We start from the raw sequence: 22,689 nt of genomic DNA, 5'->3' as shown, positions 1-22,689 counted from the left end.
TTCGCCTATTTCGTCCACCGGTTCGGACCGCGACGCTCGAGCGAGGGCTTCCGCCTCGATCGGTTCCGCGCGGCGGGACCGTTGACCGAATGGTCGCCCTCGTACTATGAAAACCAGCGCCAATACACGGATCTCACGGCAATCTACGGCCGTGATGACGTGCCGGATCCGGATGTTCCCGCCCTCGCACATCCCGAACGGGCCGGGCAGCGCCCGATCTCGAACCCGGGTTGCGGTGCCGCGAAGTCGACCGTCGGTGGAACCCAGGCCAGTTTTGGAAAACTGGACTGGTCTGCTCGAAGTTGTCGGACCCGCAGTGCACACTGACCGTATGAGTGCTTCCGCTCGCTCGGTCACCGGGTCGGCGCTGTTCGACACCGCGATCGGCACCTGCGCGATCGCCTGGACCGACGACTTCGTCTTCCGATTCGGACTGCCGGAGGCGAGCCCCGCCGCGACGCGGACCCGGATCATGCGTCCGAGCAGCCGAATTCCGGACGCCGAGAAAATTCCGGAGGCGACACCCTCCGGCCCGATCGCCGATGCCATCGCGCACATCCGGGCCCACCTCGCCGGCGAACTCGATGATCTGCGCTGGATTCCCGTGACCACCAAGGGAGTTCCGGAATTCCACCGCGCCGTCTACGAAATCACCCGCGCCATCGATCCGGGCCGCACCCTCAGCTACGGCCAGGTCGCCGACCGCATCGGCGCCCCCGGCGCGGCCCAAGCCGTCGGGCAGGCCCTCGGCCGCAACCCGATTCCCCTGATCATCCCCTGCCACCGAGTGCTGGCCGCCGACCACGCGCTCACCGGGTTCTCCGCTCCCGGCGGCATCACCACCAAACAACGTCTTCTGGAAATCGAACGCACCCCTGGCTTCGGCGAACCCACCCTCTTCTGATCTGACCGCGGGCCAGCGCTACCGCGATCTACTTTTATTGCTGCCGGGTGCGCAGCCGGCACGGCATACGGTGCGCTCGGATGAGTTGTGGCTATGGCATCGGGGGGCGGCGTTGGTGCTCGACATCGGGGGCGGGAGATTGTCCTCGCGCCGATGTCGAGCACGGACAGGCGGTGGTACCGGATGGGGTCGGTCAGGCCGCGCGCCCGGCCGGCGCTGATCACGTGCTCGTGAGCTGCATCGTTTCGCCGGGATTCGACTTCGCCGACGCCACCATCGACTGATCAGTCGATTTCCAGTACACCCTCGTCGACGGCCCATTTGATCGTCTTCTCCAACTGCGCGCAGGATTCCGGACGCCCCGGCCCGTAACCCTGCGCGCTGAGCCTGGCGAAGACCGGGCAGCGCGCGGCCGGATTCTCGGTCCACTGCACCGAAGTCTGGTGCGTTGAACTTTTCCGGACCAACACTTCGATTTGGCATGACTGACACCGCAGCGGCGTCAGTCCCTCCTCCAGATAGCGCTGCTTGTCGGCGACGGTCTGGGCCTGCACCGCGGCCCGCCGCGCCGGTTGGTCAGCGAAGTCGGGTGCTTTCGCCCAGGTCGGCGCCATCAGACCCCTGCTTCCGCTTCCGTTTCCCGCTTGCGCCGCAGATTCTCGGCGACCTCGGCCTCCCACGCCTCATTCGCCTTGGTGGTATCCACCTCGAATTCGAAGCGCTGGGTCATCTTGTCGGTCACATCGGCCAGATCCACATAGAACTGGTCGTACCATCGACGCAACTGGTAGACGGGGCCGTCCTCCTCGCACAGCAGTGGATTCTCGACTTTGGATTTATGCTTCCAGATCTCGACATCCTGCAGGAACCCAACGCTGATCCCCTCGGTCATCTTCGCGGCCAGCTTGTCGGCCATCTCATTGTCGACGCCCTTCGGCTTCTCCAGCGAGACGCCCCATTGCAGCACGAACGAATCCTGCGTCACCGGATAGTGGCAGTTGATCAGGACACTCTTGACCTCGTATCCGCTGTAGATATTGACCAGCGGATTGATCATGTAAGACGGCCCGAAGTACGACGCCTCCGACTTCAACAGGGTGTCGCCGCCGTACTTCGTGGCCATGCCGATATCGGGACGACCCTTGGTCTCCAGGAACTGAGTGGCGATATGCCCCTCGAAGACGTTCTTGAAGTAGGTCGGGAAGGCGAAGTGGATATAGAAGAAGTGGGCCATGTCCACCACGTTGTCGATGATTTCGCGGCAGTTCGCGCCCTCGATCAGCAGGGAGTTCCAGGTCCATTCGGTCCACCCGCTGTCGAGTTGTTCGCTCGGGTTGCCATCCGCGTCGGTGTACGGACCGACGATGTGCGGAATGGTCACCTCCGGCGGCGGCTGGCTGCCCTCGACATCGTGCCAGACGAACAGTTGGCCGTTGCGCTCGAGCGTGGTCCACTTGCGGGTCCGCGCCAGCGGCGGCACGCGCCGCGCATAGGGGATCGCGGTGCATTTGCCAGTGGTGCCGGACCAGCGCCAGTCGTGGAACGGGCAGGCGATATCGCCGTTCTTGACCTCACCCATGCTCAGGTCGCCACCCATATGCCTGCAGTAGGCGTCCAGCACTCGGATTTCGTCATTGCTGTCGACCCAGACGACGAGCTTGGTTCCGAACACCTCGACCGCGTGCGGCTTGCCGTCGCGGAACGACTTCGCCAAACCGAGGCAATGCCATCCCCGCGCGTATCGGGTGGGCACGGAGCCCACATCGAGCTCGCGAACCTTCGCACCGCTCCGCAGTGTCTGATTTGCCGCCTCCCGGGTCCCTCCGGGGTTACGCACGCTGCCACCTCCGGGCCCGTCGCTCGGCGGCGGTGGGGTAACTGCCATCGCGATTCCTCCTCGTTCTGTACTAGAACACGTTACAAAAATGTCGCGTTCCACGCCAGCGATTCAGTCGACCACCTGCGAATCGGTGACGAATGGCCCTAATGGTCACCCGTTCTCGACATAAATAAGAACCTGTTCTAATCTCAGAGGCAAATGAGTACCGGTTACCAATCCGACCAGGCAGGAGCGGCTCCCGCGATGACGCAAGAAGTGACCGAACGGGTCGAAGCACTGTTGCCGATGCTGCGCGAGCGCGCGCAGGAGGCCGAGGACCTGCGGCGCATCCCCGACGAAACGATGAAGGCACTGCAGGAGACCGGCTTCTTCCGTCTGCTGCAGCCCAAGCAGTGGGGTGGCCATGCGGCCGATCCGGTCGTGTTCTACGACACGGTTCGCAAGCTCGCCAGCGCCTGCGGTTCCACCGGCTGGGTGGCGGGCATCGTCGGCGTGCACAACTGGCACCTCGCATTGTTCGCGCAGCAGGCGCAGGAGGACGTGTGGGGCGAGGACAACGAGGTCCGGATCTCCTCGTCCTACGCCCCGATGGGCGCGGGCACGGTCGTCGACGGCGGCTACCTCGTCAAGGGCGCGTGGGCCTGGTCCTCGGGCTCGGATCACGCCACCTGGGCGGTGCTCGGCGGTCCGGTGATCAAGGACGGCAAGCCGGTCGACTTCGGCAGCTTCCTGGTCCCGCGCACCGACTATCGCATCGATGACGTATGGAATGTAGTCGGCCTGCGCGGCACCGGCTCCAATACCGTTGTGGTGGAAGATGTTTTCGTGCCATCGCACCGGTTTCTCAGCTTCCGCGCGATGAGCGAGCTGAAATCCCCCGGCCTGGAACAGAACACCGATCCGGTGTACAAGATGCCCTGGGGCACCATCCATCCCACGACCATCTCGACACCGATTGTCGGCATGGCATACGGCGCGTATGCCGCCCATGTCGAGCATCAGGGCAAGCGGGTGCGGGCGGCCTTCGCCGGTGAGAAGGCCAAGGACGATCCGTTCACCAAGGTGCGCGTCGCCGAAGCATCCAGCGATATCGATGCGGCTTGGCGTCAGCTGTCGGGCAATGTCGCCGACGAATACGCATTGCTGGTGGCGGGCAAGGAGATTCCGTTCGACCTGCGGGTGCGGGCCCGCCGCGACCAGGTGCGCGCGACCGGCCGGGCGATCTCCTCGATCGATAAGCTCTTCGAGGCCTCCGGTGCCACCGCGCTCGCGAACGGCACTCCGCTGCAGCGCTTCTGGCGGGACGCGCACGCCGGCCGGGTGCACGCGGCCAATGACCCCGAGCGCGCGTATGTCATGTACGGCACGCACGAGTTCGGGCTTCCGGTTACCGACGGCATGGTCTAGGCATGACCGCGACAGCCGAACTCACCTACGAATCGACCTCGCGATACGCGCAGGCGCGGCGCGATCTGCGCCTGCACTATCACGAGGCCGGAGTCGGCAACGGCCCTACGATCGTGCTGCTGCACGGTGGCGGGCCCGGTGCCTCTTCGTGGTCGAACTTCGCCCGCAACATCCCGGTGCTGGCGCGTGACTTTCATGTGCTCGCCGTGGATCAACCGGGATTCGGGCGCTCGGATAAGCCGACCGAGCATCCGCAGTACTTCACGCACAGCGCCGCGGCGCTGAAGGATCTGCTCGATGCGCTGGAGATCACCGAACGCGTACACCTGCTGGGCAATTCGCTCGGCGGCGGTACCGCGGTGCGATTCGCGCTGGACTATCCGGATCGGGCGGGCAAGCTGGTGCTGATGGGTCCAGGCGGGTTGAGCGTCAACCTGTTCGCACCGGATCCGACCGAGGGGGTGAAGCACCTCGCGAAGTTCAACCACGAGGCGACTAGGGAAAACCTGGAGGCATTCCTACGGATCATGGTCTTCGATCAGTCGCTGATCACCGATGAGCTGATCGATGAGCGCTTTGCCTCGGCGAGTACGCCCGAGGCACTGGCCGCGACCAGGGCGATGGGAAAGTCCTTCGCCGGAGCCGATTTCGAGCAGGGCATGATCTGGCGGGATGCCTACAAGCTGCGCCAGCCGGTGCTGCTCATCTGGGGCCGAGAGGATCGGGTGAACCCACTCGACGGCGCGCTGGTCGCGACGAAGATGATCCCACGGGTGCAGCTGCACGTCTTCGGTGGTTGCGGGCACTGGGCCCAGCTGGAGAAGTTCGACGAATTCAACCGGCTGACAACGGACTTTCTTGCCGGCGTGAAGGAGAAGTGATGGGTATTCGATCACTGGCGTATCTGCGCATCGAGGCCACCGATATGGCGGCCTGGCGTGAATACGGCCTCAAAGTGCTCGGCATGGTCGAGGGCAAGGGCACCGATCCCGAGGCGCTGTACCTGCGCATGGACGACTTCCCCGCTCGGCTGGTCATCGTGCCCGGCGAGCAGGATCGGCTGCGGGTCTCCGGCTGGGAGACCGCCAATGCCGCTGAGCTGCAGGACATTCGGAACCGGCTGGATGCGGCTGGGGTGCCGTTCAAGGAGGGCACCACACAGGAGAAGGCCGATCGCCGGGTCTACGAGTTGATCTCGTTCGAGGATCCCTCCGGCAACACCCTGGAGGCGTTTCACGGTGCGGCACTGGAACATCGGCGGGTGGTCAGCCCCTACGGGCACCGATTCGTCACGGGCGAACAGGGACTCGGCCACGTGGTGCTCAGCACCACCGACGATGCGGCCGCGCTGACCTTCTACCGCGATGTGCTCGGCTTCCGGCTGCGCGATTCGATGCGGCTGCCACCGCAGATGGTCGGGCGGCCCGCCGACGGTGAACCGGCCTGGCTGCGCTTCTTCGGCTGCAACCCGCGCCACCACTCGCTGGCCTTCCTGCCCATGCCGACGCCGAGCGGCATCGTGCACCTGATGGTCGAGGTGGAGGGCTCCGACGATGTCGGGCTCTGCCTCGATCGCGCACTGCGCAAGAAGGTGAAGATGTCGGCGACACTGGGCCGGCACGTCAACGACAAGATGCTGTCCTTCTATATGAAGACACCGGGCGGCTTCGACGTCGAATTCGGTTGTGAAGGTTTGGAAGTCGACGACGCCGACTGGATCGCACGGGAATCCACCGCGGTCAGCCTGTGGGGTCACGACTTCACGGTCGGACAGCGGCAGCAGTAATGTACCGGGCGAGCGGGGAGACGATGACGACCGACGAGTATCCGGCGATCGACGGGCGGCAGTTCCGAAATGTACTGGGGCAGTTCTGCACCGGCATCACGGTGATCACCACCTTCGATACCGACAGCGCCCCGATCGGCTTTGCCTGCCAATCCTTCGCCGCCCTGTCCCTGGAACCACCGCTCGTGCTGTTCTGCCCCACCAAGACCTCCCGGTCCTGGGCAGCCATCGAACAGTCCGGACGTTTCTGTGTGAATGTCCTCGCCGAGGAACAGCAGCAACTGTGTGCCCGCTTCGGTTCCCGCGAACCCGATAAGTTCGCCGAAACCAAATGGCACACCTCGGAACTGGAGCTCCCACTCCTCGACGACGCCCTGGCCACCATCCAGTGCACAGTGGACAGCGTCGTCGACGGCGGCGATCACTACATCGTGATCGGCCGAGTGCTGGCCCTGTCGGAGTCGACGAGCTCCGGCAGGCCACTGTTGTTCTACCGCGGCCAGTACACCGCCATCGAACCGGACAAGACCGTACCAGCGCCCTGGCGGCACGATCTGGAGCATTTCCTCACCACGACGACGCTGGACACCTGGCTGTAGAAAATGTGGCCTCGCCCGGAATCGACTGGACGGGGCCATATTTCAGCCCGCGGGCCGCGTGCTGCGGAAGGTGAGAGCGACAACGATGGACAGGGCGGCGATGACCACCGCCCCGGTGAAGGCCGCGATGATACCGCTGACCAGAGCATGCTGCGCCGAACCTTCGGCATTGCGGGAGGCGGTGCCGAATATGGTGACCAGAATGGCGAGGCCGAGCGAGCCACCGGTCTGCTGCAAGGTCTGCAGCGCGCCACCCGCGGCACCGGCTTCGGTCGGCGCGATGCTCGACATAATGATCACATTGAACGGTGAAAAGAATAGACCGATACCACTTCCCATCAAGATCATGGCGATGAACAGCATCGGAAAGTAGGCTGTGTCGACCGTCAGTTGGGTCAGCAGCACCAAACCGGCCGCCATCAACACTGCGCCGATTACCGTCACTGGTTTCGGGCCGAAGCGCGGCAGCAGCCGCGGGATCAGCCGGACCATTTGGTTGAAACGTAAACGGTGTGTGGCGCCTGGAAGTAGCCGCGGACCCGGTCGGGCAGTTTCTGGACGCGGTGGAACGAGGAGCGGACGGCGGTCTCCATCTGGTCGCGGCTGGTGATCACTTGGTCAGCGAGGGGTGCGTTTCAGGTCGGCGTTGCGTCCGGGTCGGGTGTGCTCAGCGCCCTCGTTGCTTCGTCCATGCGTTGCTCACCAGGCCGAATCCGGGCCTCATCGACAAAGGCCGCCTCGATCGAAAGATGGAGGCGGCCTTCGCTGTTCAACTCGCGCGCAGTGGTCGCGAGCGACGAATGGTGGGGATCGAGCGATCGCGCCGCATCAGCTGATGCGGATCAGCCAAAGCTGCCGGTCGAGGGCCTGCCGGTAACGTCGACGGTAATCACGTCGCTGGTCGAGGCGTAGTCCTGGTTGCCGCCGTTCGGGCGCGATTCCGCGCAGACGGCGCGGACGCGGATCTGGCCGGTCGGGAGGTTGCTCAGCGAGGCCTGAACCGTCTGGCCCGCCTGGGCGAAGGAGGTGGGGTTGTTGCCGCCGAAGATTTCTCCGGTGGCGTCGTTGAGTGCCCAGCAGACGCCGATCGAGTTCGGGTTGTGGAAGGTCGCCGAGACGGTGCCGGGCACGGTGGAGACCTCGAGAGTCGGAGGTGCGGCTCCCGCTCCCGCGCTGGCGATGGCGCCGGTGGCGAGCGTCCCGGCCATCGCGGGCAGGACGAGCAATGCGGCAAGTGTGAGTCGTCGATGGGGCATATCTGTCATCCTGTCATCGTGCCGGGCATACTTCAAACCGCCGATTACGCGAGAACCCTTGATAGGCACTACTTTCCAAACGATTCGGATGGGGAGCTGGAACGTCACGTGGCGCTCCGAATGCAGCAGCAGCACAGCGTCACGCGCCAGCGTCAGCCGGTGCGGCTCTCGGTCATCCTGCATGAGAATGTGTTGCGTACCATCGTCGGCGGACCGCGCGTAATGGCTGCCCAGTCGCGCCACATCGCGGACCTGCGCACCCGCGAAAACGTCCAGGTGCGAGTCCTGCCGCTCCGTGCAGGCTTACCCACCGGCGCCGTCGTGTCGCAGTTCATCGTCATGACGTTTCCCAAGGACAGCAGGGGTAAGCCGGTAGAGCCGACCATAGTGTTTGCCGAGAGTTGTCGCATCGCCGATGAGTCGCCGAAATAAACGGCACTGCAACAGCTTTCACCTACCGCACTGGCCCGGCATACCTGGTCCGGGTTCGACGGCGGTGTGGCATCGAGGACGGGAGAACTCTATGGGCATCCACCAACTGGTCGTAATCGGCTTGGACGAAGCGCTGGAGACCGGCGGCGTTCTCGAACGCATGTGGTTCGACTTGAATTCGACAGCGCTACAAGATGATTCAACTGGCCTTCTGGTAGCGGATGAGCCCAATGTGCCGTGGGTCGGGTGCGATGTGTTCGATCCTGTGCGCGAATGGTTGGACGAGACGGTTCCGGTCTTCGCCACAGGCGGGAACCATCGGCGTGTTGGCACCAGGTCATGTGGTCGATGTGCGACGTGTTCTCTAATGCGGACCACCATCTCGGTGGCGGCTACGCGCGTGCAACTCTGGCGCGGTTTCTTGATGACGTAGTCGGACCGGCACTGCGTGGCTCGTACGATAGTCGCACGGCGCCCGAGCTGTTTGCAGTCGCGGCGCGACTGTGTGACCTGACGGGGATTATCTCCACCAGCTTGGCCTATGCGCACGAGGCCCGCATCGTGCCGAATCCGGTCGGGCTCGAGAACGAGGATGGCAACGACCTGATCATTTTGCACGAGTAGCAACTTCGGTAACCTGCAGGGAAGGGAGCCAGAGTGGGTCCTTTCCGCAGGTTATTCGAGCTGCAAGTAGTCGTGGGCGTGATCCTCGGTGCGGTGTTGTGGACGGCAATCCAGGTCGCCACGCCAGATTTCGGGGGCTAGCGGTCGCACTCGTCTTGGGGCCATTGCTGGTGGGTTCGGTAGCATGGCTGATTCATCGCAAAGCGCACCGATTTGCCATTTTCGGATGGTCGTTGGTGATTGGCATCATCGCAGAACGCAGCAAGCCGAACCACTCGGTCCGAATGCGAGGATCACCATCGTTCGTGATGGCCGCGACTGATCGGCGTACTCGGCCATCACCTCCCGCGCGGTCTCGATCCAGCGCTCATCGGTGAGCAAGCCAACTGCCTCGCCGCCGGCGCGCCCTGCTGCGGAACCAGTCCAGCCTCGCCATCAGCACGGAATCTAAACACCCATTGCGAACCGTCCGGACAGTCACCGCAACTCTGCTGCCTTCGCCTCAGGTATGTCGTCCTACAGGCTGTCGATCGCGGTGCCGAGGTCAGCGCCATAGCTGGACCAGCAGAAGATCGGTTCTCCCGACCGGCCCCGGTCGCCCATGTACCACTCGCCGTCTTCTATGCAGCGCGCGAGGCACAGACCAGTGAAACCGATGATCAGGTCGACTTCCAGGAAGACTGCTTGGTCAGACTCGGCGAAACGTAGAAATACCCGGGTGCTGGGATCCAATAACTCCACGGTGTTGTCTTGGGCGCGTTGCCGTACCTCGTTGATGGTCCAACCGTCCGGAAGTGCACCCTTGTTCACCACGGGATTCTTGCATGATCCAACGTCCCACTCCCCGCCTGGATGCCAGCCCCTGGATCGGCCGCATCGTCGATCCGCTCGACCGCACGCTCCAACGCTGTGAGCAGCTTCGCGGGTGGCACGCGGCGGCCACCAACCGTCGGCGAGCCAGTCAATCTCCACCTCCGATAACGGTTCCCCCGCGCGCAAGGCCGCGACCCGGTTGGGGCACGGCCTTGCGGACCGAGGTCAGGCGGAGACGGAGGTCTCGCGCTGAAGCTCCAGCGCGATATCGATCAGCTGGTCCTCCTGACCACCGACCAGCTTGCGCTTGCCCGCACGCACCAGCATTTCGGCCGCCGAGACCCCATAGCGTTCGGCCTGACGCTCGGCGTGCTTGAGGAAGCTGGAGTACACACCCGCGTAGCCCATCATCAGGGACTGGCGGTCCAGCAGGCATTCCTGTGGCATGACGGGCCGCACCACATCCTCGGCGGCATCGGCGATTGCGAAGAAATCGATACCGGTCTTGATACCGAGCTTGTCGCAGACACCGACGAATGCCTCGACGGGTGTATTACCCGCGCCTGCACCGAAACGCCTCGCGCTGCCATCGATTTGCTTCGCACCGGCACGAACCGCGTATACCGAATTGGCGACCGCCAGGTCCAGGTTCTCGTGCCCGTGGAAGCCGACCTGGGCGTCGTCGCCGAGTTCGGCAACCAGTGCCGCCACCCGGTCCGAAACCTGTTCGAGCACAAGCGCACCCGCGGAGTCGACCACATAAACGCACTGGCATCCGGCATCGGCCATGATGCGCGCCTGCTTGGCCAGCGCCTCCGGCGGCTGGGTGTGCGACATCATCAGGAAGCCGACGGTTTCCAATCCCAGCTCCCGCGCGAGGCCGAAGTGCTGGATCGATACGTCCGCCTCGGTGCAGTGGGTGGCGATGCGGCAGATCGACGCACCGTTGTCCTGGGAGATCTTGATATCTTCTTTGACGCCCACGCCGGGCAGCATGAGCACCGCGATCTTGGCCTGCTTGGCCGTTTCCGCGGCGATCTTGACCAGCTCCTGCTCGGGAGTGTGCGAGAAGCCGTAGTTGAACGACGAGCCGCCGAGGCCGTCGCCGTGCGTCACCTCGATGACCGGCACGCCGGCGCCATCGAGCGCCGTCACGATATTGCGCACATCGTCGGCGGTGAACTGGTGGCGCTTGTGGTGCGAGCCGTCACGCAGCGAGGTGTCGGTGACGCGGATGTCGAGTTCTGCGGAATATGCCATGGTTGAGCTCCTTTACACCCGAGCCGACAGAATCTGCTGTGCCATGACCTCGCCGACCTGGGTGGCGGCCGCGGTCATGATGTCGAGGTTGCCCGCGTACGGTGGCAGGAAGTCGCCCGCACCCTCGACCTCGACGAAGACCGAAACCTTCGCCATCCCACCAGAAACCACCGACGGCGGGTCGAATTGCGGTTCGTTCAGGAGCCGGTAACCGGGCACGTATTTCTGGATATCGGCGACCATCCGATGAATGGAATCCGCGATCGCCTCGGTATCGGCGTCCTCGGGAATCGCACAGAAGATGGTGTCGCGCATGATCATCGGCGGTTCGGCCGGGTTCAGGATGATAATCGCCTTGCCGCGCTGCGCACCGCCGATGGTTTCCACACCACGCGAGGTGGTCTTGGTGAACTCATCGATATTGGCGCGGGTGCCCGGTCCGGCGGACACCGACGACACCGAGGCGACGATTTCGGCATAGGGCACCGGCACCACGCGCGATACCGCCGCGACGATCGGAATGGTTGCCTGACCACCGCAGGTGATCATATTGACATTCGGCGCATCGAGATTCGCGCCGAGATTCACCGGCGGCACCACGGCGGGCCCGACCGCGGCGGGCGTGAGATCGACCGCGCGAATTCCGGCCTCGGCGTACTTCGGGGCGGCCGCCCGATGCACATACGCCGAGGTCGCCTCGAATACCAGATCCGGCAGTTCCGACTGCGCCAGCAACCAGTCCACGCCCTCGTGCGAGGTTTCCAGACCGAGCCCGCTGGCACGCTTCAACCCCTCGCTCTCCGGGTCGATTCCGATCATCCACTTCGGTTGCACTCTGGTGGAGCGCAGCAGTTTGTACAGCAGATCGGTGCTGATATTGCCGGATCCGACGATCGCGGCGGTGACGGTCCCCGTTTCGGACACGGCAAGCCTCCTACTTGAATTGCAAACGGACAGAACCGAGTCCGGCGAACTCGGCAACGAACGAATCGCCCGCGCGGGCATCGATGGCGCGGGTGCAGGAACCGGGCAGCACAATGTCGCCCGCCTTCAATCGCACTCCGAAACCGGCGACCTTGCGCGCCAACCAGGCCACCGCGATCACCGGATCGCCGAGCACCGCATCGCTGCGGCCCTGCGCGATCACTTCGCCGTTGCGGGTGAGCACGGCATCAATGGCCTTGATGTCCAGGTCTTTCGGCGCGACCCGCGCCGCGCCCAGCACGAAACCGGCCGAGGACGCATTATCGGAAATGGTGTCGGCCAGCCCGATCTTCCAATCCTTGATCCGCGAATCGATCAGCTCGATGGACGGCGCGTAGGCGACCGTCGCGGCGAGGACATCGGCCTCGGTGCAATCTTCGCCGGGCAGGTCCGCGCCGAGAATGAATCCGACCTCGACCTCGACTCGCGGAATGAGATAGCGCGCGGCCTCGACCGGAACATCCTCGAAGACCTCCATATCCGCGAGCAGATGACCGTAATCAGGTTCGTCTACACCCATCATCTGCTGCATCGCCAGCGATGACAGTCCGACCTTGTGCCCGACCACCTTGGCGCCGTTATCGAGTTTGCGCCGGATATTGATCAGCTGGATCTCATAGGCATCGATGACATCGATATCGGGATGCCTCGCGATGAGCGGGTCGATGCCGACCCGATCGCGTTCGGCGGCCGCTAGTTCATCGGCCAGTTCGATTCGTATAGCGTCGGACAGCAAGCTAATTTCCTTCCACTGTGGTCGCTTCGGGCAGCGCTGCCCGGGAAAGCCCTGCGGCGTCTGCGGCGAATCTCCCCGCACGCCGACCGGAGAAAATGCAGTCGGCCAGGGACAATCCACTGACATAGGAGTCCGAGCAGATGCCGATCGCCGTCCGCCCGGCCGCGAACAGGCCGGGAATATCGGTTCCGGCAGTGGATTTCACCGCTCCGGTGTGTTCGTCGACGACGACACCGCCGAGGGTGAGCATCGGGCACGGATTGATGACGCTCGGTTTGATACCCACATCCAACAACCAGAACGGGCCGGCCCCTACCGTTTTGGTGAATTCGGCGGGCTTACCGACCGGATCGGGCGCACCATTCGTGATGGCGGCATTGTGCTCGGTGACGGTGGCGCGTAACCCATCGGCGTTGATACCGGCCTTTGCCGCGACGGCACCGAGGGTTTCGCCGCGCACGGCATTGCGCCGCATGGCCTCGAACTGTCCGCGCTGAAACCAGGCCGACTGTGTCCGAATCTGGGAGATCGCGGTGCGCATGAGTTCGTTGTCGGCGAGCAGCCAACCCTTGCCGCCGTGCTCGGTGATGAGCGCATGACCGACCGCGGCACCGTAGCGGGTTTCATCGATAACCCGGCGCCCCTGCGCATCGACCAGCACCGAACCGGTAAAAGCACTGGGCGGCAAGATGAATCGCCACGCCGAGATATTGCCCATCCGATCCGTCGCCGCACCGACCTGTTCGGCCATCCGGATGCCGCTGCCGTCATCACCGGTGGTGCCGAGCGCGAGGCCGCCGCGGTATTGCGGCCCGTGTTCCCGCAGCATCTCCCGATTCGCGATGAATCCGCCCGCGCTGAGCACCACACCGCGGCGAGCCTGAACCCGAATTGTCGTGCGGTACCGGCGATCAAGCTTCGCGAGCCGCCACTCCAGCGCTTTGCGCAGCGGCGGATAGTAAATGCCCGGCTTGGCGGCGATTTTCGCCATCCGGGCGTAGCGATCCCGGATCCGCCCGGGTGCGTCGCGCAGTGACTCGCATTCGACGCCGATTACCGCGCCGTTGGCATCGGTGATCAATCGCGTTACCTGCGTGAGGGTTTCCACCCGAACCCCGCGCCGCGACGCCGACGCGGCGAGCGGACCGGTGAGCTTCTTCCCGGATGTGCCCTTGCCCTTGACCCGATGTCCGCGCTGCGCGGGCGTCGCGACCTCGCGGCCGTAACCGGAGACCTCACTACCGGAGTAGTAGAGGTAGAAGCTGTCATTCGGATACGACGTCTTGTACGGACACAGCGATGCCTCGAACGGCACCCCGTGCCCCTTCAGCCACTCGATCAGCGCCGGACTCTCGGCCACGAACCGCCGCAGCGTCTCGGACGTGACGGCCGTGCCGACCTCCCGTTCGAGGTAGGCCAGCATCTGTTCCGGCGTATCGCGTACCCCGGCCTCTTGCTGCACCGAAGTGCCACCGCCCGCGTAGATGACGCCGCCGGACAACGCCGAAGCCCCGCCACCGGCGAACCGCTCGAGCACCAGCACCTGCGCACCCGCCTCGGTCGCTTCCAGTGCGGCAGCGGCCCCCGCCGCGCCGTAGCCGACGACGACCACATCCGCAGTCAGGTCCCAGTCGCCGCTGGCGACTGCTTGCAGGTCGCTCGAAACAACACTGCCCATGTACCTCACTCCGGTCATAAACTGAAACAAGTTTTCTCGACTAATGGAACGTCGAGTGCGTCTTCTGCCACTCAACATAGACCAAATGCGGTCCCATTCTATAACGTGTTCTACATGACTGATCCGGTTAATGATCCGCACAGCTATGACGTGGTAGTGGTCGGCAGCGGCGCCGCCGGGATGACCGCCGCCCTGGCCGCGGCCCATCACGGGCTGAGTGTGGTCGTCATCGAGAAGGCCGCGCACTACGGCGGATCGACCGCACGCTCCGGCGGCGGCGTGTGGATCCCTGGCAATAAGGCACTGAAGGATTCCGGCCGTCCCGATGACCGCGAGGACGCCCGCACCTATCTGCACAGCATCATCGGCGACGTGGTACCGAAGGACCGGATCGACACCTACATCGACCGTGGTGCGGAGGCCTTCGACTTCGTGCTCGAGCACACCCCGCTGAAGATGAAGTGGGTGCCCGGCTACTCCGACTACTACCCGGAGGCCCCTGGCGGCCTCGGCCAGGGCCGCTCGTGCGAACCCGCGCCGTTCGATGCCAAGACCCTCGGCGCGGAGCGGTTCAACCTGGAGCCGCCGTATGCCAAGGCACCGCTCAATGTCGTGGTCATGCAGGCCGACTTCGTCCGGCTCAATCTGATCCGGCGCCACCCCAAGGGCATTATGCGGGCCATGCGCGTCGGCGCCCGCACCTACTTCGCCAAATGGACCGGCAAGCACATCCTCGGCATGGGACAGGCGATCATCGCCGCCATGCGCAAGGGGCTCATGGACGCGAACGTGCCGCTGCTGTTGAACACTCCGCTGACCAAACTCGTCGTGGAGGACGGCGTGGTCACCGGTGTCGAGGCCGAGCAGAACGGCGAACCCGTGCGGTTCACCGCGAAATACGGCGTGGTGCTCGGCAGCGGCGGTTTCGAGCACAACGCCGAGATGCGCACCAAATACCAGCGCCAGCCCATCACCACCGAGTGGACCACCGGTGCGGCCGCCAATACCGGCGACGGCATCAATGCCGGGATGGAGGTCGGCGGCGCGGTCGACTTCATGGCGGATTCCTGGTGGGGGCCGACCATCTTCAAGGGCGGTAAGCCGTGGTTCGCGCTGGCCGAGCGGAATCTGCCCGGCACCATCATGGTCAACGGCGACGGTAGGCGATTCGGAAATGAGTCCGCTCCTTACGTCGAGGCCGTGCACACCATGTACGGCGGCGAATACGGGCAGGGTGCGGGTCCGGGCGAGAACATCCCCGCGTGGTTGGTGTTCGACCAGCGCTACCGGAACCGCTACATCTTCGCCGGACTGCAGCCTGGTCAGCGGTTTCCGTCCCGCTGGATGGAAAACGACCTGATTGTCAAGGCCGATAGCCTCGCGGAGCTGGCCGCCGAGATCGGTGTGCCCGCCGAGAATCTGACCGCGACCGTCGAGCGGTTCAACACCTTCGCCGCGACCGGTAAGGACGAGGATTTCGGCCGCGGCAACAGCCACTACGACCGGTACTACGGCGATCCGACCGTAAAGCCGAACCCGTGCCTGGCCGGGCTGGTGCAGGGCCCGTTCTACGCGGCCAAGATCGTGCCGGGCGACCTCGGCACCAAGGGCGGCCTGGTCGCCGATACCGCCGGGCGGGTCCTGCGCGAGGACGGCACGGTGATCGAGGGCCTGTACGCCTCCGGCAATAGCGCGACACCGGTAATGGGTCATACGTACGCGGGTCCCGGCGCGACCATCGGTCCGGCGATAACCTTCGGCTACCTGGCGGTGCTGGATATCGCCGAGCGTAAGAAGCGGCTGTCGGCCGCGGACACCGCGCAGGCGTAGGCCGGGCGTGGCGTCTCACGGAGCGGACGCCACCTTGCCCGCCGCGGCGCGGCCGCCGCACGATTGATACGACGAATATGCACAAGGAGAACCTGGGATGCCCATCGACCCGAATATCGCGCTCGGCGCGGAACTTCCGAGCCGGGAGTTCGCTTGGACGCCGTCGGATGTGCAGCTGTACCAGCTGGGGCTCGGGGCGGGTACGCGCTGGACCGATGCGGCCGAATTGCGCTACCTCGACGATCGCGCGCCGCAGGTGCTGCCCACTTTCGCGACCGTGGCGGCCACCTTCCACGACACCGAACCGCCGCAGGTCAAGTTCCCTGGCATCGATATCGATCTGGCGAAGGTGGTGCACGGCCATCAGGAGGTCGAGGTGCATCGCCCGATACCGGCGTCGGGCAAGGCGACCGGCACCGGACGCATTACCGAACTCTGGGACAAGAGCTCGGCCGCGGTAGTGGTCCAGGAGCAGACGGTCACGGGTTCCGACGGTCAACCGCTCTGGACCGCACGCTCATCCATTTTCGCCAAGGGTGAAGGCGGCTTCGGCGGCGAACGCGGCCCGAGCACCAAGGCCGAACTCCCCGACCGCGCACCGGATTTCGATGTCACCACGCCGACCCTGCCCCAGCAGGCACTGCTGTATCGCATGTGCGGCGACCGCAACCCCCTGCACTCGGACCCCGAATTCGCCCGCGCCGCTGGCTTCCCCAACCCGATCCTGCACGGCCTGTGCACCTACGGCATCGTCTGCAAAACGGCCACCGACACCGTGCTCGATTCGGATGCGAGCCGGGTCACCGGATTCCGCGCCCGCTTCGCCGGTGTGCTCTACCCGGGCGAAACCATCCGCACCAGAATCTGGCGCACCGAGGGCGAGCTGATCATCAGTGCCACCGTCGTGGACCGCGACGACGCGCCGGTACTCGCCGACGTCAGCCTGCGCTTCACCTGAGCGCCCGAACCATGTGGTGGTGGCGAACACCCGGCGCCACCACATTCTCGAACACAGCGCGGCATCACGAAAGCTCTGGGCCGCTTTATGCGCTCAGTTGAGCGGTCTCGTCGCTATCACGTGCCCGCTTGATCGCGATGCCCTGGATTACCACGGCATACAGCAGGATCACCAGGATCGGGGCGGCGATCGGAACCCATGCCAAGCGCAAGGGAAGCAGCGCCGCACCGACAGCCGCGGCGGCGAATGCCATCGCACCGATGACCGACGGCACCGTGGTCGGCACAACACCGACCGGCGCGGACACCGTCGCGGTATTCAGCAGATAAGCCGTGGCCACCAAACCCGTTGCGGCTGCGGCGAGTACACCCGTGTCGGCCGCGGCGAGCACCCCGACCGCGAGAAGTACCGCGGCGACCGCGGGCAGCCGGAACCACCAGCCCGCCACCACGAGTGCCACCGCCGGAATTCCCGCCCATGGCGTCATCAATGTCACCGCGGTAACCAGCAGCACCCCGGACAGCATGGCGAGGAATCGAATCATCGGCGCACCCTTACGGTTCGGCGATGATCCGGGATCAATCGCATGACCTGATCGAGTCGCGCGTCTTCGGTCCAGGCCACGATATCGACGCCGACGGTTCCCATATCCCGATACATCGAGGCCCGCTCCAGATTCCACATCCGAGCCAGGGTCGGATCGAGATGTTCGTGGAAGGGCGTGCCGCGCAAGACATCGACGACCACAACCGCATGTCCGCGCTTGCGCAGATCGATCAGCGCGAGCGCGAACTGGGTATCCAGCAGTGTGGAGAATGCGACGATGATCGCACCGAGCGGGACGGCCGCATGCGGCGCCAAGGTGCCGGTGGTCGGAATATGCTCGTCGCCGACATCGAGCACGGCATCCACGATCCGATAGAACTGCCGTCGCCCGATATCCGGACGCAGCCAGCGCGGAGACTGGCCGAGGCAGACCACCGCGGTACGGTCCCCGGCCTGCAGCGTCGACTGCACCACCTGCGCCGCACCGCGCACCGACAGCTCGAGCGAATCGGTGGCCGGGCCCGGCGCCTGCTGCGAAGTATCCACCAGCACGACCACATCCGCGGATCGGTTGGTCAGCCGCTCGGTGACATACAGTCGCCCGCGTCGCGCACTCACCGGCCAGTTCACGATGCGGAGCTGGTCACCGGGCGCGTAGGCGCGGATACCGGCGTACTCCACACCCGGCCCGTGCTTGCGGGTGAGGTGGGTGCCGAGCCGTTCGGGAAGTTCGGTGCGCGGCAACTTCATTCGCTGCGGATCGGTGATCGGGTAGACGAACAACTGGCCCGCGGGCAGCACCGCCGACGCCACGGACAGTCCCGCCGGGCTCAGCGCGGTGACCCGCACCGACAGCGGATAGCGACCCCAGCGGTCCGCCGTCAGGGCCAACCGCAGCCCGGCGGGCGCCCTCCCGGAATCGATCGCCTCCTCGATGCCGATCCCGAGTCCCGCGAGCTGCTCCGGCTTCAACCGAAGCAACGCGTGACCCGATGCTACGAAGGCGGCGAACGTCGTCACGACCTCCTCCGTCTCGAAACAGCGCAGCGTGCCGCCGCCGTCCACCTGGATCCGGGTCCTGGACTGCTGCCACGGCGCGGTGGCGAGCACACCGAGCAGCGGCGCCGCGAAGACGACCAACTGCCAGCGGCCGAGCAGCACCGCGAGCACCAGCGCCACGGCCGCGCTCACCGCCAGCATGAATACCAATGGCGCGGGACGCCAGCGCAATTCGGCCTCGACGGCGGCACTCACATCCCGATGACGCGCCCCGCCGGCCAGCTGCTCGTCCCGGGTCGGCGGTCGCGCCGCCGCGGCATCGGCCGCCGCGATCCCCTGGATGGCGGGAGCGGAATCTGTGGTATCCGGCGCGGTCATGGCCTGTCCCACCGGGTCATGTCACCGACGCGCGCGGCACCGGCAGACGGCGCAGCAATTCGGTGATCACGTCCTCGCCGCGGATCCGGCGCACCCACATCTCGGGACGCAGGGTAATGCGGTGTGCCATGGCCGGAACCGCGAGCGCCTTGACGTCTTCGGGGATCACATAGTCGCGCCCGAGCAGCAGCGCCCGCGCCCGCGACATCTGCACCAGATCGAGTTCGGCGCGCGGACTCGCACCCACCTCCACCTGCGGATGCGCACGCGTCGCACCGGCCAGCGTGACCACATAGCTGACCACATCCGGATGCACCGTGACGAATTCGACGGACTGGCGCATCTCCAGCAGGCCGTTCGCGTCCACCACCTGCCCCACCTGCGGTGTCGCCGAACCGCGCTCCAAGCGGCGGCGGATCATCTGACGTTCGTCGTCCTCCGACAGATAGCCCAGCCGCAGCTGCATCGCGAACCGGTCCAGCTGCGCCTCCGGCAGCGGATAGGTGCCCTCGTATTCGATCGGGTTATCGGTCGCGAGCACGATGAAAGGCTGTGGCAGCTGGAAGGTTTCGCCGTCGATGCTGACCTGGCCCTCGGCCATCGCCTCCAGCAGCGCCGCCTGGGTCTTCGGCGGGGTGCGGTTGATCTCGTCGGCCAGCAGCACGTTGGTGAAGACCGGTCCGCGCCGGAAATTGAAGCGGCCCGAGGACATGTCGTAGATGGTGGAGCCGAGCAGGTCGGCGGGGAGCAGGTCGGGCGTGAATTGCACGCGGGTGAATTCCAGACCGAGCGCGGCGGCGAAAGACCTGGCGATGAGCGTCTTGCCGAGTCCGGGCAGATCCTCGATCAGGATGTGACCGCCGGAGAGTACGGCGATCATGATCAGCTGCAACTCATCGCGCTTGCCGACGATTACCCGGGATAGCTCCCGGAGCACCGCGTCGCTGCGCTGGATGGTCGTGTCCATCGGAATCGTCATATGTCTACTCGCACTTGCCTGAAACCCATTCTCTCGAGACTGCATTCGATGTGGCATGAGCGGAGCCCTACGTGGTTACGCAAGCTGCCTCCTCCGGGCCTGACCACTCATGCCGGATTCGATGTGGCATGAGCGTCCGGGTCACATCTTCTGTAGGCGGCGCAGGATCTCGTCCAGCGCCGCCCGCCCGGGTGCGGGAGTCGTCTGATCCCGCAGTGCCGAGTTGGCCGGATCGACCCAGCGCCACAGCTCCGGGCCGAATTGCAATATTCCGGCGGCCTCGGTCGCCTTGCGGTTCTTGGCGACTCGCAGGCCGGTGGACAACTCGAACTCCTTGGCCAGCAGCGGACGCAGATGCCGATCCCAGTCGGCTCTGGTGCCGTCCGCGCGATCGGCCAATATCTCCGCTCTGGCATGCCAGTGCCGCAGCATCTCCGCGGGGCCGTTGTCGATTTCGTCCGATCCGGCATCGGTTCGCATGGCCGACCGGCCGGTCAACGACCAGATGAGCGGAATCATGGCCAGCGCCACCGGAACTCCGGCGGCGATGAGCAGTGCGTCGCGGGCCTCGCCGAGGGTGACGAGCTCGATCAGCACGACGAGGATCAGCGCACCGATCACGATCGCGCGGTTCAAATCATCTCCCCTTGCAGATCGGCGAGCACAATACGCAGCAGTTGTTCGGCCCGCATCCGCTGCCATTCCAGCATCGAATGCGGACTGAACCTGGCCTCCTCGAACAGCGCGACCAACTCTCGGGCCGACGCGTCGTGCAGCGCGCCGCGCTCGAAAGCTCTGGCCAGCACCTCCATCGGGGTATCCGAAGCCAGTGGTGCGGCCGCGCGATCGAAGGACAACCCACGTTCCATCGCGACGTAGCACGCGATGATGGCCTCGCGCGGATCCTGGCCGGGCATATTCATGGCGGCCAGGCCCATCTCGGCCGCTCTGGCCAGCGAGCCAACGACCGTCGGCGCGGCCGGAGGCACCGGGACCGGCACGGTACGCGGCTTGCGCTGTCCGGCCACCGCGACCACGATCAGCCCAACCAATGCCGCGCCGACCAACGCGATGGCGGCGAGGCCGGCCACCAGCAGCGCGGTACCGGTGAGATGCGGTGTGGGTGCGCTGTCGGGAGTCGCCGGGCCGGTGACGGCCGCGTGCGAGGTGTGGATGGTGGTTTCGTGTGGCGCCGCCGACGGCGCTGGTGCACCCCTGCCGCCGAACCCGACGAAGAAGATCGCCGATGCCGCCGCGATGATCAACGAAACGACCGCCAGCGCGCCCAGCACCAGCAGGCCGGTGCGGCCGAGCAGTCCCGGCCCGCGCTCAGCGTCACGATCCACCTCCGGCATGGCCAGCGGCAGTCGATGTTGGCTGGCTATCACCCCCGCGATCAGGATCACCATCGATACGGTGAGTAGCACCGGCATCAGCACCACCGAAATCGCCGATGGCACGGTGCGGTGATCGCCGGAATCACCGGCCCCGGGAATGTGGCCGCGCAGCGCGATCGCGGCACACACCAGCAGCGTGATCAGCACTATCACGCGCGATATCGGCGCTCCCGCCCTGGCCACCTGTTACCACCACATCCGAGTACAGCTCTGAACAGGCACATAGTTGCATGCCGAGTGGCCCGCTCGGGATGAAATCGAATACTTCGGCTCGCCTCCTCTTACCGACCAGTATTCAGGCGGTGCGCAGCTAGCGGAGCACGGCGGATTCGGGCTGACGGAGTTCGCTCAGGCGGCTAGCGGTCCGGGCCAGGTCGGGGATGGCGGGGACATCGGCCACCAGGTCGGATAGTGCAGTGCGGGCCGCGAGGGTGAGTTCGAGATCGGCGTCGTACAGCACATCGATCAGATTGACCAAGCGCATGGCCCAGTCGGGTGGGACCTCCCGCAGGGGTGGGACGTTGCGCACGGTCCAGCGGCGAAAGCGGCGGGCGAGTTCGACGTAGTCCGCGGCGGCGGTGGCGGTGCCGCACAGGGCGGCGAAGTCGAAGGTGATCGCGGAGCCGTCGACGGCGCTGGCCTGGATCTCGCGGGTGCCCGCGAGAACAACCTCCGCGGTGTCGACGTCGCTCACGTCGTCGATGCGGTAACACCCGGCGGCGAAGCCGGTGCCGCCGTGCGCGGCGCGGGTGCGGTAGTCGAGTGCGCCGTCGACCGCCACGATTTCCAGATGCGTGCGGATGCGCGCGATGGTCGGGAGGAAGCGGTCATGGAACAGCGGGTTCGGCAGCAACTGCTCCGGCGGGTAGTTCGAGGTCACCACCAGCACGATGCGGCGGGTGAGCAGCGCGTCGAGCATGCGGGCGATCAGCATGGCGTCGCCGATATCGTGCACGTGGAATTCGTCGAAGCAGACCAGTTCGGCCCGGCCGAGCAGGTGGTCGATGGCCTTGTCGATGGAGCCCGACTCATGTGCCACGGTATGCAATTGGGCGAAGAAACCGTGGAAGTGGAAGCGGCGCTTGCGGTTCGACGCCAGGCCCGCGAAGAAGTCGTCCATCAACATCGTTTTGCCGCGACCGGGTCGGCCGTGCAGGTAGATGCCGCGCTGCCGCTTTATTATCGGCCTGCCGTGCCGGTCGAGCAATTCGAGCAGGCGTGCGCGAGCCCGTAGTTGGTCGGCATCCAGCGTGACGTCGTCTTTCATGACACCCTCCTGATCC

At 65.3% G+C, this 22,689-nt stretch carries 25 protein-coding genes; 10 read left to right on the top strand and 15 right to left on the bottom strand.

Translation table 11 applies throughout. The features are described from left to right. Positions 1-331 precede the first annotated feature (331 nt). Complete coding sequence (locus AB0L63_RS14180; RefSeq protein ID WP_364499574.1) at positions 332-904, top strand: methylated-DNA--[protein]-cysteine S-methyltransferase; 573 nt, start codon at positions 332-334, stop codon at positions 902-904. An 80-nt stretch (positions 905-984) separates the two neighbouring features. Then, positions 985-1,188, top strand: a complete 204-nt coding sequence (locus AB0L63_RS14175; protein ID WP_364499571.1) for a cupin domain-containing protein — start codon at positions 985-987, stop codon at positions 1,186-1,188. Here AB0L63_RS14175 and AB0L63_RS14170 read toward each other — a convergent pair whose 3' ends face one another. Both AB0L63_RS14170 and AB0L63_RS14165 read right to left on the bottom strand, forming a co-directional pair. Next, positions 1,189-1,518, bottom strand: a complete 330-nt coding sequence (locus tag AB0L63_RS14170; protein WP_364499568.1) for a hypothetical protein — start codon at positions 1,516-1,518, stop codon at positions 1,189-1,191. Then, on the bottom strand, positions 1,518-2,657 hold the full coding sequence (locus tag AB0L63_RS14165; RefSeq protein WP_364499565.1) for a Rieske 2Fe-2S domain-containing protein: 1,140 nt from the start codon (positions 2,655-2,657) through the stop codon (positions 1,518-1,520). The genes AB0L63_RS14170 and AB0L63_RS14165 overlap by 1 nt, the downstream gene beginning before the upstream one ends. Before the next feature lie 330 nt (positions 2,658-2,987). On the opposite strand from AB0L63_RS14165, the gene hsaA reads away from it, so the two are divergent. Genes hsaA through hsaB form a run of 4 tightly spaced genes read left to right on the top strand, consistent with a single transcriptional unit; the run spans position 2,988 to position 6,536 of the window. Beyond that, a complete protein-coding gene (hsaA, locus tag AB0L63_RS14160; protein WP_364499562.1) occupies positions 2,988-4,151 on the top strand; it encodes a 3-hydroxy-9,10-secoandrosta-1,3,5(10)-triene-9,17-dione monooxygenase oxygenase subunit in 1,164 nt (387 codons plus the stop codon). A gap of 2 nt (positions 4,152-4,153) precedes the next feature. After that, positions 4,154-5,032 (top strand): 4,5:9,10-diseco-3-hydroxy-5,9,17-trioxoandrosta-1(10),2-diene-4-oate hydrolase, encoded by an 879-nt coding sequence (hsaD, locus tag AB0L63_RS14155; protein WP_364499559.1) that lies wholly within the window; start codon positions 4,154-4,156, stop codon positions 5,030-5,032. Then, on the top strand, positions 5,032-5,937 hold the full coding sequence (gene hsaC, locus AB0L63_RS14150) for an iron-dependent extradiol dioxygenase HsaC (RefSeq protein ID WP_364499556.1): 906 nt from the start codon (positions 5,032-5,034) through the stop codon (positions 5,935-5,937). The genes hsaD and hsaC overlap by 1 nt, the downstream gene beginning before the upstream one ends. A gap of 23 nt (positions 5,938-5,960) precedes the next feature. Next, positions 5,961-6,536 (top strand): 3-hydroxy-9,10-secoandrosta-1,3,5(10)-triene-9,17-dione monooxygenase reductase subunit, encoded by a 576-nt coding sequence (gene hsaB, locus AB0L63_RS14145; RefSeq protein WP_364499554.1) that lies wholly within the window; start codon positions 5,961-5,963, stop codon positions 6,534-6,536. 42 nt (positions 6,537-6,578) lie between these two features. Here hsaB and AB0L63_RS14140 read toward each other — a convergent pair whose 3' ends face one another. Then, on the bottom strand, positions 6,579-7,028 hold the full coding sequence (locus AB0L63_RS14140) for an MFS transporter (protein ID WP_364499551.1): 450 nt from the start codon (positions 7,026-7,028) through the stop codon (positions 6,579-6,581). A 350-nt stretch (positions 7,029-7,378) separates the two neighbouring features. Then, the gene (locus AB0L63_RS14135) at positions 7,379-7,792 is read right to left on the bottom strand and encodes a hypothetical protein (RefSeq protein WP_364499548.1); all 414 of its coding nucleotides are present in this window, start codon (positions 7,790-7,792) and stop codon (positions 7,379-7,381) included. Here AB0L63_RS14135 and AB0L63_RS14130 point away from each other — a divergent pair. Both AB0L63_RS14130 and AB0L63_RS14125 read left to right on the top strand, forming a co-directional pair. Then, on the top strand, positions 7,784-8,224 hold the full coding sequence (locus AB0L63_RS14130) for a DUF5753 domain-containing protein (protein WP_364499545.1): 441 nt from the start codon (positions 7,784-7,786) through the stop codon (positions 8,222-8,224). The genes AB0L63_RS14135 and AB0L63_RS14130 overlap by 9 nt on opposite strands. 348 nt (positions 8,225-8,572) lie before the next feature. After that, positions 8,573-8,848, top strand: coding sequence for a hypothetical protein (locus AB0L63_RS14125; protein WP_364499542.1), 276 nt, complete (start codon positions 8,573-8,575; stop codon positions 8,846-8,848). A 516-nt stretch (positions 8,849-9,364) separates the two neighbouring features. Here AB0L63_RS14125 and AB0L63_RS14120 read toward each other — a convergent pair. The 5 genes from AB0L63_RS14120 to AB0L63_RS14100 form a co-directional block, all read right to left on the bottom strand. After that, positions 9,365-9,658, bottom strand: coding sequence for a hypothetical protein (locus AB0L63_RS14120; protein WP_364499540.1), 294 nt, complete (start codon positions 9,656-9,658; stop codon positions 9,365-9,367). Positions 9,659-9,886: 228 nt separating this feature from the next. Next, a complete protein-coding gene (dmpG, locus tag AB0L63_RS14115; protein WP_364499537.1) occupies positions 9,887-10,921 on the bottom strand; it encodes a 4-hydroxy-2-oxovalerate aldolase in 1,035 nt (344 codons plus the stop codon). A 12-nt stretch (positions 10,922-10,933) separates the two neighbouring features. Further along, a complete protein-coding gene (locus AB0L63_RS14110) occupies positions 10,934-11,845 on the bottom strand; it encodes an acetaldehyde dehydrogenase (acetylating) (RefSeq protein WP_364499534.1) in 912 nt (303 codons plus the stop codon). Between the two features lie 10 nt (positions 11,846-11,855). Beyond that, positions 11,856-12,641: a 2-keto-4-pentenoate hydratase gene (locus tag AB0L63_RS14105; protein ID WP_364499532.1), complete on the bottom strand. Its 786-nt coding sequence runs from the start codon at positions 12,639-12,641 to the stop codon at positions 11,856-11,858. Position 12,642: 1 nt separating this feature from the next. Further along, positions 12,643-14,319 carry an FAD-binding protein gene (locus AB0L63_RS14100; protein ID WP_364499530.1) on the bottom strand — a complete coding sequence of 559 codons (1,677 nt, stop codon included), beginning with the start codon at positions 14,317-14,319 and terminating at the stop codon, positions 12,643-12,645. 114 nt (positions 14,320-14,433) lie between these two features. Here AB0L63_RS14100 and kstD point away from each other — a divergent pair, with 114 nt between their 5' ends. Together kstD and AB0L63_RS14090 are read left to right on the top strand one after the other, a co-directional pair. Continuing rightward, positions 14,434-16,149, top strand: a complete 1,716-nt coding sequence (gene kstD, locus AB0L63_RS14095; RefSeq protein WP_364499527.1) for a 3-oxosteroid 1-dehydrogenase — start codon at positions 14,434-14,436, stop codon at positions 16,147-16,149. Between the two features lie 97 nt (positions 16,150-16,246). Continuing rightward, positions 16,247-17,107, top strand: a complete 861-nt coding sequence (locus tag AB0L63_RS14090) for a MaoC/PaaZ C-terminal domain-containing protein (protein WP_364499524.1) — start codon at positions 16,247-16,249, stop codon at positions 17,105-17,107. 85 nt (positions 17,108-17,192) lie between these two features. On the opposite strand, the gene AB0L63_RS14085 is transcribed toward AB0L63_RS14090, so the two are convergent. The 6 genes from AB0L63_RS14085 to zapE all read right to left on the bottom strand — a co-directional run bounded on the left by AB0L63_RS14085 (position 17,193) and on the right by zapE (position 22,673). Continuing rightward, positions 17,193-17,651 (bottom strand): hypothetical protein, encoded by a 459-nt coding sequence (locus AB0L63_RS14085; protein ID WP_364499522.1) that lies wholly within the window; start codon positions 17,649-17,651, stop codon positions 17,193-17,195. Continuing rightward, positions 17,648-19,030: a DUF58 domain-containing protein gene (locus AB0L63_RS14080; RefSeq protein ID WP_364499520.1), complete on the bottom strand. Its 1,383-nt coding sequence runs from the start codon at positions 19,028-19,030 to the stop codon at positions 17,648-17,650. Before AB0L63_RS14080 ends, AB0L63_RS14085 begins: the two co-directional genes overlap by 4 nt. Before the next feature lie 16 nt (positions 19,031-19,046). Next, a complete protein-coding gene (locus tag AB0L63_RS14075; protein WP_364499517.1) occupies positions 19,047-20,009 on the bottom strand; it encodes a MoxR family ATPase in 963 nt (320 codons plus the stop codon). A gap of 141 nt (positions 20,010-20,150) precedes the next feature. Further along, complete coding sequence (locus AB0L63_RS14070; RefSeq protein WP_364499514.1) at positions 20,151-20,645, bottom strand: hypothetical protein; 495 nt, start codon at positions 20,643-20,645, stop codon at positions 20,151-20,153. After that, positions 20,642-21,559: a DUF4129 domain-containing protein gene (locus AB0L63_RS14065; protein ID WP_364499512.1), complete on the bottom strand. Its 918-nt coding sequence runs from the start codon at positions 21,557-21,559 to the stop codon at positions 20,642-20,644. Before AB0L63_RS14065 ends, AB0L63_RS14070 begins: the two co-directional genes overlap by 4 nt. Positions 21,560-21,716: 157 nt before the next feature. Further along, a complete protein-coding gene (zapE, locus tag AB0L63_RS14060) occupies positions 21,717-22,673 on the bottom strand; it encodes a cell division protein ZapE (RefSeq protein WP_364499509.1) in 957 nt (318 codons plus the stop codon). Positions 22,674-22,689 lie beyond the last annotated feature (16 nt).

The sequence above is a fragment of the Nocardia sp. NPDC051990 genome, from assembly GCF_040680755.1.
Taxonomy (GTDB): domain Bacteria; phylum Actinomycetota; class Actinomycetes; order Mycobacteriales; family Mycobacteriaceae; genus Nocardia.
Note: the sequence above shows the minus strand (reverse complement) of the source record. Positions and strands in the feature narration are given on the sequence as shown.

Bases quoted from the DNA above. Each gene is read 5' to 3' on its own strand.
- dmpG (WP_364499537.1), bottom strand. From the start codon at position 10,921: ATGGCATATTCCGCAGAACTCGACATCCGCGTCACCGACACCTCGCTG.
- AB0L63_RS14130 (WP_364499545.1), top strand. From the start codon at position 7,784: ATGGGGCATATCTGTCATCCTGTCATCGTGCCGGGCATACTTCAAACC.
- AB0L63_RS14140 (WP_364499551.1), bottom strand. From the start codon at position 7,028: ATGGTCCGGCTGATCCCGCGGCTGCTGCCGCGCTTCGGCCCGAAACCA.
- AB0L63_RS14180 (WP_364499574.1), top strand. From the start codon at position 332: ATGAGTGCTTCCGCTCGCTCGGTCACCGGGTCGGCGCTGTTCGACACC.
- AB0L63_RS14090 (WP_364499524.1), top strand. From the start codon at position 16,247: ATGCCCATCGACCCGAATATCGCGCTCGGCGCGGAACTTCCGAGCCGG.
- AB0L63_RS14125 (WP_364499542.1), top strand. From the start codon at position 8,573: ATGTGCGACGTGTTCTCTAATGCGGACCACCATCTCGGTGGCGGCTAC.
- hsaA (WP_364499562.1), top strand. From the start codon at position 2,988: ATGACGCAAGAAGTGACCGAACGGGTCGAAGCACTGTTGCCGATGCTG.
- AB0L63_RS14170 (WP_364499568.1), bottom strand. From the start codon at position 1,518: ATGGCGCCGACCTGGGCGAAAGCACCCGACTTCGCTGACCAACCGGCG.
- hsaB (WP_364499554.1), top strand. From the start codon at position 5,961: ATGACGACCGACGAGTATCCGGCGATCGACGGGCGGCAGTTCCGAAAT.
- zapE (WP_364499509.1), bottom strand. From the start codon at position 22,673: ATGAAAGACGACGTCACGCTGGATGCCGACCAACTACGGGCTCGCGCA.
- AB0L63_RS14100 (WP_364499530.1), bottom strand. From the start codon at position 14,319: ATGGGCAGTGTTGTTTCGAGCGACCTGCAAGCAGTCGCCAGCGGCGAC.
- AB0L63_RS14085 (WP_364499522.1), bottom strand. From the start codon at position 17,651: ATGATTCGATTCCTCGCCATGCTGTCCGGGGTGCTGCTGGTTACCGCG.
- kstD (WP_364499527.1), top strand. From the start codon at position 14,434: ATGACTGATCCGGTTAATGATCCGCACAGCTATGACGTGGTAGTGGTC.
- AB0L63_RS14175 (WP_364499571.1), top strand. From the start codon at position 985: ATGAGTTGTGGCTATGGCATCGGGGGGCGGCGTTGGTGCTCGACATCG.
- AB0L63_RS14080 (WP_364499520.1), bottom strand. From the start codon at position 19,030: ATGACCGCGCCGGATACCACAGATTCCGCTCCCGCCATCCAGGGGATC.
- hsaC (WP_364499556.1), top strand. From the start codon at position 5,032: ATGGGTATTCGATCACTGGCGTATCTGCGCATCGAGGCCACCGATATG.
- AB0L63_RS14135 (WP_364499548.1), bottom strand. From the start codon at position 7,792: ATGCCCCATCGACGACTCACACTTGCCGCATTGCTCGTCCTGCCCGCG.
- AB0L63_RS14075 (WP_364499517.1), bottom strand. From the start codon at position 20,009: ATGACGATTCCGATGGACACGACCATCCAGCGCAGCGACGCGGTGCTC.
- hsaD (WP_364499559.1), top strand. From the start codon at position 4,154: ATGACCGCGACAGCCGAACTCACCTACGAATCGACCTCGCGATACGCG.